General features: G+C 69.7%; 9 protein-coding genes. 5 read left to right on the forward strand and 4 right to left on the reverse strand.

Annotation, left to right across the window (positions count from 1 at the left end; all coding sequences use genetic code 11):
• Positions 1 to 82: 82 nt before the first annotated feature.
• The 3 genes from FOZ76_RS04830 to FOZ76_RS04840 are packed head-to-tail and all read right to left on the reverse strand — an operon-like array spanning position 83 to position 3,270.
• Positions 83 to 949, reverse strand: a complete 867-nt coding sequence (locus FOZ76_RS04830) for an HTD2 family dehydratase (protein ID WP_143946995.1) — start codon at positions 947 to 949, stop codon at positions 83 to 85.
• Positions 946 to 2,067, reverse strand: coding sequence for an acyl-CoA dehydrogenase family protein (locus tag FOZ76_RS04835; protein WP_143946996.1), 1,122 nt, complete (start codon positions 2,065 to 2,067; stop codon positions 946 to 948). Before FOZ76_RS04835 ends, FOZ76_RS04830 begins: the two co-directional genes overlap by 4 nt.
• Before the next feature lie 9 nt (positions 2,068 to 2,076).
• Positions 2,077 to 3,270: an acyl-CoA dehydrogenase family protein gene (locus FOZ76_RS04840; protein WP_143946997.1), complete on the reverse strand. Its 1,194-nt coding sequence runs from the start codon at positions 3,268 to 3,270 to the stop codon at positions 2,077 to 2,079.
• A 285-nt stretch (positions 3,271 to 3,555) separates the two neighbouring features.
• Between FOZ76_RS04840 and FOZ76_RS04845 the strand changes: the two genes are divergently transcribed.
• The 4 genes from FOZ76_RS04845 (at position 3,556) to FOZ76_RS04860 (ending at position 8,187) form a co-directional block, all read left to right on the forward strand.
• Positions 3,556 to 5,067, forward strand: a complete 1,512-nt coding sequence (locus FOZ76_RS04845) for a class I adenylate-forming enzyme family protein (RefSeq protein ID WP_143946998.1) — start codon at positions 3,556 to 3,558, stop codon at positions 5,065 to 5,067.
• A 112-nt stretch (positions 5,068 to 5,179) separates the two neighbouring features.
• The gene (locus tag FOZ76_RS04850) at positions 5,180 to 6,157 is read left to right on the forward strand and encodes a Bug family tripartite tricarboxylate transporter substrate binding protein (protein WP_143946999.1); all 978 of its coding nucleotides are present in this window, start codon (positions 5,180 to 5,182) and stop codon (positions 6,155 to 6,157) included.
• Between the two features lie 16 nt (positions 6,158 to 6,173).
• Positions 6,174 to 7,130 (forward strand): NAD(P)H-dependent flavin oxidoreductase, encoded by a 957-nt coding sequence (locus tag FOZ76_RS04855; RefSeq protein WP_143947000.1) that lies wholly within the window; start codon positions 6,174 to 6,176, stop codon positions 7,128 to 7,130.
• Between the two features lie 70 nt (positions 7,131 to 7,200).
• Positions 7,201 to 8,187, forward strand: a complete 987-nt coding sequence (locus FOZ76_RS04860; protein WP_143947001.1) for a tripartite tricarboxylate transporter substrate binding protein — start codon at positions 7,201 to 7,203, stop codon at positions 8,185 to 8,187.
• A 25-nt stretch (positions 8,188 to 8,212) separates the two neighbouring features.
• Here FOZ76_RS04860 and FOZ76_RS04865 read toward each other — a convergent pair whose 3' ends face one another.
• Entirely contained in the window at positions 8,213 to 9,145 is a 933-nt protein-coding gene (locus FOZ76_RS04865) for a LysR family transcriptional regulator (protein WP_143947002.1), read from the reverse strand.
• A 128-nt stretch (positions 9,146 to 9,273) separates the two neighbouring features.
• Between FOZ76_RS04865 and FOZ76_RS04870 the strand changes: the two genes are divergently transcribed.
• The gene (locus FOZ76_RS04870; protein WP_143947003.1) at positions 9,274 to 9,693 is read left to right on the forward strand and encodes a DUF4148 domain-containing protein; all 420 of its coding nucleotides are present in this window, start codon (positions 9,274 to 9,276) and stop codon (positions 9,691 to 9,693) included.
• The last annotated feature ends 138 nt before the right edge of the window (positions 9,694 to 9,831 follow it).

Here is a 9,831-nt window from a genome sequence, read left to right on the forward strand (position 1 = left end):
AACCGGCCCGCGTGCGGGCCGGCATGAGGCTGGCGCTCGGGCGCTGCGCCCGCCGGCGCGCGCCTCGATACGGCGTGAACGCTCAGCCCGCGAACTGCAGCTCGGCGCGATGGGCCAGGCCGGCCTCGTTGGCGGCCCACAGCTCGGCCCTGCCCTCGCCCACGATGCGCCCGGCCGCCTCGAACGGCTGCGGGGCGATCAGCGGGCGCAGGCCGCGGTAGGTAAGGCGCGTGACGCCCTTGCCGGGGTTGGCATCCACGAAGGCCTGGCACATCAGGGTGGCGATCATCGGGCCGTGCACGACCAGCCCCGGATACCCTTCCGCCTGCGTCACGTACGGCTGATCGTAGTGGATGCGATGACCGTTGAAGGTCACGGCCGAGTAGCGGAACAGCAGCACCTCGTCGGGTACCACGCGCATGGCCCACTGCGCCTCGGGCACCGGCTCGTCGTTGGACAGCTTGGGCGGCGACGGCGCGCGGTACACGATGTTCTGCTGCTCACGGATGGCGAGTTCGCCCTCCTGCAGGTGCTCGTGCGTGAGCGTGACGAACAGCAGCGACCCCGTGCGTCCGACCTTCTCCTTCACGTCCGTGATCGTGGTGCGGCGCACGGCCGGGACGTCCACCCGCAGCGGCTGGATGAACTCGACGTCGCCGCCGGCCCACATGCGGTTGCGTCCGGCCGCGGGCGGCAGGAAGCCGCCGCGCGCCGGGTGGCCGTCGGCGCCGATGCCCGGGGGATCGACCGGCTCCTGAAAGTACGCCCAGTGCCACAGCAGCGGCAGGCCCTCGCCCGGCTGGGGCACCGGCTTGCCGAAGGTGGCGGCGATGCGCACCGCCAGATTCGACGTGATCACGTCGCGCAGCTCCTGGCTGCGGCCGATCCACGCGGCCGGATCGGGCGTTTCCTGCGCGCCGCCTTCGGGCGGCCGGCTCGCATGACTCATGCCATATGCTCCGAAAAACGCGCGACGTGAAAGTCCATGTCGCCGAAAAGCGGGTCGACGAGGGTCAGGCGCTTGAAGTAGTCGCCCACCTCCAGCTCGGCGGTCATGCCCATGCCGCCGTGCAGTTGCACGGCCTGCTGGCCGACGAAGCGACCGGCCTCGGCGATCACCACCTTGGCGCCCGAGATCATGCGGCGGCGGCGCTCGGCGTCGGGCTCGGTCAGCGCGCTCACGGCCACGCAGGCCATGGACAGCGCGCGCTCCTTCTGGATGACCATCTCGGCCACGCGATGCTGCAGCCCCTGGAACTTGGCGAGCGGCTGGCCGAACTGCTTGCGCGTGCGCAGGTAGTCCGCCGTGATCTCGATCAGGCGCTCCATCGCGCCCGCGGCGTGCGCGCTCAGCGCGGCAATGCCGTAGTCCATGCCGGTGTCCAGCACGGCCTGGGCCTCGCCTTCGGCGCCGACCAGCGCCTCGGCCGGCAGTTGCACGTCCGTCAGGCCGAGCTCGGCCGCGCGCTGGCAATCCATCGTGGGATAGTCCTTCAGGCTCACGCCCGCGGCGTCCGTGGGCACCAGGAACACCGATGCCTTGCCGGCGCCGTCCACGGCGCTGACGAAGAGCGCCCGGGCGGCGGCGCCGTACCACACCATGGCCTTCTGCCCGTTCAGGCGGTAGCCGTCGGCGGTCTTCTCGACACGGGTGTCGCGCGGGGCGGTGGCATAGCGCTGCGCCGGCTCCAGGTAGGCCAGCGACAGGATGGCCTCGCCCGAGGCGAGCTTGGGCAGCCACTGCTGCTTCTGCGCATCGCTGCCATGCTGCGTGAGGATCGCGGCCGACACCACGGCGCCCGGCACCACCGGCTCGCCCGCCAGCGCGCGACCCAGCTCGATGTTCACCGGCAGCAGGCTGGCCGGGTTCTCGCCGTAGCCCTCGTACTCGGCCGGCACGATCAGGCCGAGTACGCCCATGTCGCGCAGCACGCCCCAGTTGCGCTCGTCGTAGCCCTGGCCCGACGTGGCCGCGGCGCGCCGCGTCTCCATGCTCCAGCCTTGCGCCGCGTAGCGCCGCAGGCTGTCGGCGAGCATCCGTTGTTCTTCACTGTACTGAAAGTCCATGCCGGCCTCTTATCCCAAGACGATCTTGGCGATGATGTTCTTCTGAATTTCCGTGCTGCCACCGTAGATGGTGGTCTTGCGCATGTCGAAGTAGCCCGCGGCGTTGCCCGCGGCGAACGCGGGCCCGGGGCCCTGCTCGGCGGCACCGGCATGCATCCAGTCGGGCGAGTACGGCCAGGCGTAGGCGCCGGCGACCTCCATCTGCAGCATGGCCAGGTTCTGCTGGATCTCGGAGCCGCGGATCTTCAGGATCGAAGCCTCGGTGGCCGGGTTGGTGCCGGCGGCGGCGGTCGCCACGCGCAGCAGCAGCATTTCGAGCGCCATGATGTCCATCTCGACGCGCGCAATGCGGTCGCGGATGCGCACGTCCTCGAACAGCGGGCGCCCGTCGCTGCCCTTGACCTCGCGCGCCTGCTGCTTGAGCAGCGTCAGCTCGCGGTTGCAGTGGCCCAGGCCGGCAATGTTGGTACGTTCGTGGCCCAGCAGGTACTTGGCGTAGGTCCAGCCCTTGTTCTCCTCGCCCACCAGGTTCTCGACGGGTACGCGCACGTCCTCGAGCCACACTTCGTTGATCTCGGCACCGCCATCGAGCGTGACGATCGGGCGCACGGTGATGCCGGGCGTCTTCATGTCGATGAGCAGCATCGAGATGCCTTCCTGCAGCTTGGCCTGGGCATCCGTGCGCACCAGGCAGAAGATCCAGTCGGCGTGCTGGCCCAGCGTGTTCCAGGTCTTCTGGCCATTGACCACGTAGTGATCGCCGTCGCGCACGGCGCGCGTCTTGAGCGAAGCGAGGTCGGAACCGGCGCCCGGTTCCGAATAGCCCTGGCACCACCAGTCCTGCATCTTGATGATGCGCGGCAGGAAGTAATCCTTCTGCGCCTGGCTGGCGTATTTCATCAGCACCGGGCCGATCATGGTCAGGCCGAACGGCAGCAGGCGCGGCGCGCCGGCGGTGTAGCACTCGATCTCGAAGATCAGGCGCTGCAGCGGGTTCCAGCCGGTGCCGCCATGCTCCCTGGGCCAGCTCGGCGCACCCCAGCCCTGCTCGTCCAGGGCTTTGTGCCAGCGGATGTAATCGTCCTTCTCGAGACGCTGGTGGCGCAGCACCTTGTCCTTGATGTCGGCGGGCAGCTTGTCCCGCAGAAATGCGCGCACTTCCTCGCGAAAGGCGACGTCCTGTTCGGTGTAGGTCAAATCCATGGGATTCCCGTGAGTATCGGTGAGGTGGGACGGCCACGCGGCATCCCGATCCGGCATTGCGCAATCTAGCAAGCGCGGGCGCACGCGCAAACTCATTTTTCCCGAACACCCGCTTCGGCACAGGCGAATCCCCGGGCGCCGAACGCGCCGCCCGGCCATGCGTAGACGGGATGTTCGGCCCTGCCATACGCGGCCTTAGTGAAATCGGAATGCCCGCCGGAGGCAGCGCTGATTAGACTTGCCCCGTTCGCCACCCCGCGCTCCGTGCGCCAGCCCCAGACTGTCATGTCCGCGCAACCCCTGTCCACCGCCATCCACCAAATCCCGCAAGCCTGGGCCCGCAGCGCGCCGGACGCCGTCTGCCTGCACGAGGCCGAGCGCACGCTCACCTATGGCGGGCTCTGGCGCGAGATCGAGCGTGCCGCGCACTGGATGCAGGCCCAGGGCGTGCGCGCCGGGCAGCGCGTGCTCATCGTCGGCGAGAACAGCGCGGAGATGGTCGTCGCGCTCTTCGCCTGCAGTCTGATGGGCGCCTGGGCAGTGGGCGTGAACGCGCGCCTGTCGCCGCGCGAACTGGCCACCATCGGCGAGCATGCCGAGCCGGCGCTCACGGTGTATACCGCCAGGGTATCGCCCGCGGCGGCCGCGCACGCCGAAGCCGCCGGCGCGCTCGCCGTGCCGCTCGAGGGCACGGCCGGCGCATTGCGCTACGTCGCGCACCCGGGCACCGTCAGCGAAACCGGGCCGCTGGCGCACCAGGTCGCCGCGCTGATCTACACCTCGGGCACCACCGGCGCACCCAAGGGCGTGATGGTCTCGCACCGCGGGCTGCTGCACTTTGCCCGCGTCTCGGCCGAGTCGCGCAGCCTGAGCGCGCACGACGTGGCCTACGCCGCACTGCCGCTCTCGCACATCTTCGGCCTGGCCACGGTGCTGATGGCCACCCTGCACGCCGGTGCCAGCCTGTGCCTGCGCGCACAGTTCGACGCCGGCGACGTCTTCCGCGCGCTCGAGGCGCCCGGCATCAGCATGCTGCAGGGCGTGCCGACCATGTTCAACCGCATCCTGGCAGCCGCGCCCGAGCGCGCCGCGCTCAAGGCGCCCCGGCTGCGCTATGTGTACACCGGCGGCGCGCCCCTGGACCCATCTTTGAAGCGCGATGTGCAGGCGTATTTCGGGCTGCCGCTGCACCACGGCTACGGCATCACCGAATACGCCGGCTCGCTGTGCATCACCCGGGAGGACGCACCGCGCAGCGACTGCAGCGCCGGCCACGCGGTGCAAGATGTCGAGCTGCACATCGGCCCGCTGGATGCGCCCGCTCGCGCGCCCGGCGAGCCCGGCGACATCCACGTGCGCGGTCCCGGTGTGATGCTCGGCTACTACCGCAACCCCGAGCAGACCGCCGCCGCGATCCTGCCCGGCGGCTGGCTCGCCACCGGCGACATCGGCTATCTCGACGATGACGGCGCGCTCTTCATCTCGGGCCGCAGCAAGGACCTCATCATCCGTTCGGGATTCAACGTCTATCCGATCGAGGTCGAGGCCGTCATCAACGCCTATCCGGGCGTGCGCCAATCGGCCGTGCTGGGCGTGCCCGAGGCCGGCGGCAACGAAAGCGTGGTCGCCTTCGTCGAGACCCTGCCGGGCGTGGAGGTGGACCTGAGCGCGCTCGGCACCTACCTGCGCAGCCAGCTCGCGCCGTACAAGCGGCCGGCCGCGCTGCTCGCCATCGACGCCATCCCGACCACCCTGAGCGGCAAGATCCAGAAGCAGTCCCTGCGCGCCCGTCTGTAGGAGGAGACCACCCCGCGCCCACGGCGTTCGCCGCCCCCGAGGGGCTCCAGCCTCCTTCGGGCGGCCGGGCGGAACGACCCCTTGCATCACACGAGAAACAGGAGGAGCCCACATGCCCACCATCAAACACATGGCCGGTGCGTTCGCGCTGCTGGCCGGCGCCACCCTTGCCCAGCCCGCCCTGGCCGCGGCCTATCCCGAGCGCCCGATCTCGCTGCTGGTCGGCTATTCGCCGGGCGGTCCCGTGGACACCAGCGCCCGCGTCTTCGCGCGCTATCTCTCCGAGAAGATCGGCCAGACCGTGCTGGTCGACAACCGCCCGGGCGCCTCGGGCATGATCGCGGCCGACGCCACCCAGAAAGCGCGGCCGGACGGCTACACGCTGAACTTCGTCGCCAGCCCGACCATGACCATGTCGCCGCAGGTCCAGCGCAGCACGCTGTTCGATCCGCGCACCGCCTTCACCCCGGTGGGCCTGGTCGCGGACTACACCAACGTGCTGCTGGTGGGTCCGGACTTCAAGGGCGAGTCGGTCAAGGACCTGATCGAGTATGCCAAGGCCAACCCGCAGGAAGTGAGCTTCGGCTCGGCCGGCATCGGCGCCTCCAACCACCTGTCGGCAGAACTGCTCAAGCAGACCACCGGCGCGCCCATGCTGCACGTGCCCTATCGCGGCAACTCGCCCGCCATGGTCGATGTGATGGGCGGCAAGATCACCTTCATGTTCGACATCACGAGCACCGCCAAGAGCTTCGTCGAGAGCGGCAAGGCGCGCGCGCTCGCCGTCACCTCGCGTGAACGCAATCCGGGACTGCCCGATGTGCCGACCATGATCGAAGCAGGCATCCCCGACTACGAAGTCACCGGCTGGTACGCCGTCATCGGCCCGCGCGAGCTGCCGCCCGAGGTGATCGAGACACTCGCCGCCGCCATGCGCGACGTGAATGCCGAGCCCGGCTTTCGCGAGATCATGGAGAAGGCCGGCCATACCCTGCACCAGCCCGACGGCGCCGCCCTGCAGCAGCGCGTCGAGCGCGAGTACGCCCTGTGGCAGAACGTGGTCGATACCGCGGGCATCCAACCCGAATGAACGAGGCACATTCCCGATGAGCAACGTCGAGCGCTTGCTGCGCCAAACCACCCTGCCGGTGATCGGCGCACCCATGTTCCTGGTCTCGGGCCCGGATCTGGTGCTCGCGCAGTGCCGGGCGGGGGTGATCGGCACCTTCCCCTCGCTGAATGCGCGCCCCCAGGCCGAACTCGGGACGTGGCTGGAGACGATCGGGCGCTCGCTCGACGCTGCACGGCGCGAGAGCCCGGCGGCCACCATCGCGCCCTACGGCGTGAACCTGGTGATCCATCCGTCGAACACCCGCTGGCAGCCCGATCTCGAGACCTGCGTCGAACACCGCGTACCGCTCTACATCACTTCGCTGCACGCGCCCCGGCCGGTGGTCGACGCGGCCGCCGGCTACGGCGCCGTGGTGCTGCACGACGTGACCAACGCCACCCATGCGCGCAAGGCCATCGACGCCGGCGTGGACGGGCTGATCCTGGTGAGCGCGGGCGCCGGCGGGCATGCGGGACGCATCAACCCGATCGCCCTGGTCAACGAGATCCGCAGCTTCTACGACGGCCCGATCGCGCTGTCGGGCTGCATGTCGCACGGCAAGGACATCCTCGCCGCGCGCGCCCTGGGCTGCGATTTCGCCTACATCGGCACGCGCTTCATCGCCACCACCGAGGCCATGGCCTCGCCCGCCTACCGGCAGATGGTGCTCGACGCCCAGGCCGGCGACGTGGTCTACACGCCGTACTTCTCGGGCGTGCCGGCCAACTACCTGCGCGCGAGCATCGCCGCGGCCGGCATCGAGCTCGCCGAGGTCGAGAACGTGGCGCCGGGCAAGCCGGTGAACATGGACAAGGAAAACCGCCCCAAGGCCTGGAAGGACATCTGGAGCGCCGGCCAGGGCGTGGCCGCCATCCGCGAGGTGCTGCCCACCGCCGAGCTGGTCGAGCGCATGCGGCGCGAGTACTACGCCGCCCTCTACGCCGTACGCTGACGCCGCGGCACCCATCAATCCGAGGCCGGCCCGATGGCCGGCTTCACGCTTTCGCCTTTCTGGAGACACCATGCAACCCACCCGCCGCCGCCTGCTGACCAGCGCAGCAGCCCTTGCCGCGGGCAGCGCCCTGCCGGCCCTGCCCGCCCTCGCCGCCGATCCTTTTCCCGCGCGGCCCGTGACCTTCGTCGTCCCGTTCCCGCCGGGCGGCCCGGTCGACACCACGGCGCGCTTCGCCACCCAGCCGCTGGACAAGCTGTGGCCGCAAGCGGCCATCATCGACAACCGCGCCGGCGCGGGCGGCATCGTCGGCGCGCAGGCCGTGGCCAAGGCCAGGCCCGACGGCTACACCTACCTGTTCGCGGCCATTCACCACACCGTGCTGCCCAGCCTGCGCTCGGACCTCACCTACGACATCCAGAAGGATTTCGTGCCGGTGGGCATGGCCGCGACCTTCCCGATCTTCCTGGTGGTGCACCCTTCGCTGCCGGTGAACAACGTCGCCGAGCTGATCGCCTACGCCAAGGCCAACCCGGGCAAGCTCTCGTTCAGCAGCTCGGGCACGGGCGGCGGCACCCACCTCGCGGGCGAACTCTTCAACAGCATGGCCGGCACCGACATCATGCACGTGCCCTACCGCGGCAGCGCGCCCGCCATGGCCGACCTGCTGGGCGGCCAGGTGCAGGTGATGTTCGCCGACGGCCCGAGCGCCGTGCCCCATGTGCAGGCCGGCCGCATCCGCGCCCTGGGCGTGGGCTACCCGGAACGCTCGCGCATGATGCCCGACGTGCCGACCATCGCCGAATCCGGCGTGCCCGGCTACGAAGCCTATTCATGGAGCGGCTTGGTGGCGCCGGCCGGTACGCCGCAGGAGATCGTCGACAAGGTGAACGCCGACATGAACCAGGGCCTGAACGACCCGGCCGTAGCCAAGCGCATCCTCGATGCGGGCGCCGAAGTGAGCCCGGGCACGCCCGCGGAATTCGGCAAGTTCATCGACGATGAGATCCGCAAGTGGGGCGAAGTGATCCGCAAGGCCAACATCACGGTTGAATAACGCCCCCCCTGCACGCTGACGCGCGTCAGCCCGAGCCTGTCGCGTCGTGCACCAGCAGCGGCGCGAGATAATCGAGAAAGGCGCGCGTCTTGGCCGGCAGGATGCGCGAGGGCAGGAGGGCATAGAGCGGAATCGGGTCGAGGCTCCAGTCCGCCAGCACCTGCTCCATGTCCTCGCCCGCGGCCAGAAAGTGCAGGTCCTTGCTGAACGGCTGCGACGTGATGCCCAGGCCCAGACGGGCCAGCGTGCCCAGCATGCCGATGTTGTTGACCACCACCCGCCCCCGCACCTCGACCTCGCGCACCTCGTCGCCGCGACGCAGCGACCAGCGCGACGACGAGGCGTCGTCATAGGGTCGCAGGCAGTGGTGCGCGCGCAGGTCTTCCGGTTCGCGCGGGCGGCCGTGGCGATCCAGGTATGACTTCGCCGCGAACAGACCATGCTCCATCAGCAGGATGCGCCGCGCCACCAGCCCGCTGTCGGGCTGCACGCCGAAACGCAGCACGACGTCGAAGGGGTTGGTGACGGCATCGACCGACTGCACGCCGAGGTCCACCTCGCACAGGATGTCGGGGAAGGCCTCGGAGAAGCCGCTCAACAGGCGCGGCAGAATCAGCGAGCCCAGGCTGTTCGGCATGGACACGCGCAGATGGCCGCGGGGCACGGTGAGCATCTCGCCCAGTTGCTCGTGGGCCACCCGGACCTCCTCGACCAGCGGCAGGCAGCGGGCGTAATAGCGCGCCCCCGCTTCGGTCAGCTCCATCCGGCGCGTCGTGCGGTTGAGCAGGCGCAGCCCCAGCATGCGCTCGAGCTGTTTCAGGCGCCGGGAAACGGTGGAGGTGGGCAGCCCCAGGGCCTCGGCGCCGCGGCTCACGCTCTTGCGCCTGGCCACTTCCACGAAAAGCGCGATGTCATCCAGGCGCGGCACGCCCTCGTCCACGATCTCGCCCTTTACCATAATCTTTATCCCATGAATGGAAAATTGATTCCATCTCAGGAACTTTATCTCACTCCTGCAAAAGAACACAATTCAGTCATCGGGTTGCAGACAAGAACCCGACCTCACGAAGAACAAGGAGTTTGATCATGAAACGCACTGCCATCGCCCTCATCCTCGCCGCCGCTGCCGCCAGCCCCGCCGCCTTCGCGGCCGACGCCCAAGGCCTGACCCGCGCCGAAGTGGTCGCCGAGCTGAACGCTGCCCGCGCCGCCGGCCAACTGCCCGCCACCGATCTGGACTATCCGCCCGCGCTCGTCAGCCAGGCGCCGGCCCAGACCCGGGCCGAAGTCGTGGCCGAATTGAACGCCGCGCGCGCCGCCGGCGAGCTGCCCACCGGCAATCTGGACTACCCGCCTGCTCCCGCGCTCGCCGCTGCCTCGCACAGCCGCACCGAGGTGCTCGCCGAACTGAACCAGGCCCGCGCCAACGGCGAGCTGCCGCAGAACAGCCTCGACTACCCGCCCGCCGCGCAGCACGCCCAGGCTGGCTACGACATCAATAGCTGATCGTCATCACCGGGCGGCACACGCCCGCCCCGTCCCCAGGGAACGCCCGTGGCCGCACGACCACGGGCGTTCGCATTTGCGTCGGCCGGTTGCACCCGGTGCGCGGGAACGCCACGAAGCCGGCCCGACTGACCCTCG

It is taken from the genome of Verticiella sediminum (assembly GCF_007558815.1).
GTDB classification, from domain to species: Bacteria; Pseudomonadota; Gammaproteobacteria; order Burkholderiales; family Burkholderiaceae_B; genus Verticiella; species Verticiella sediminum.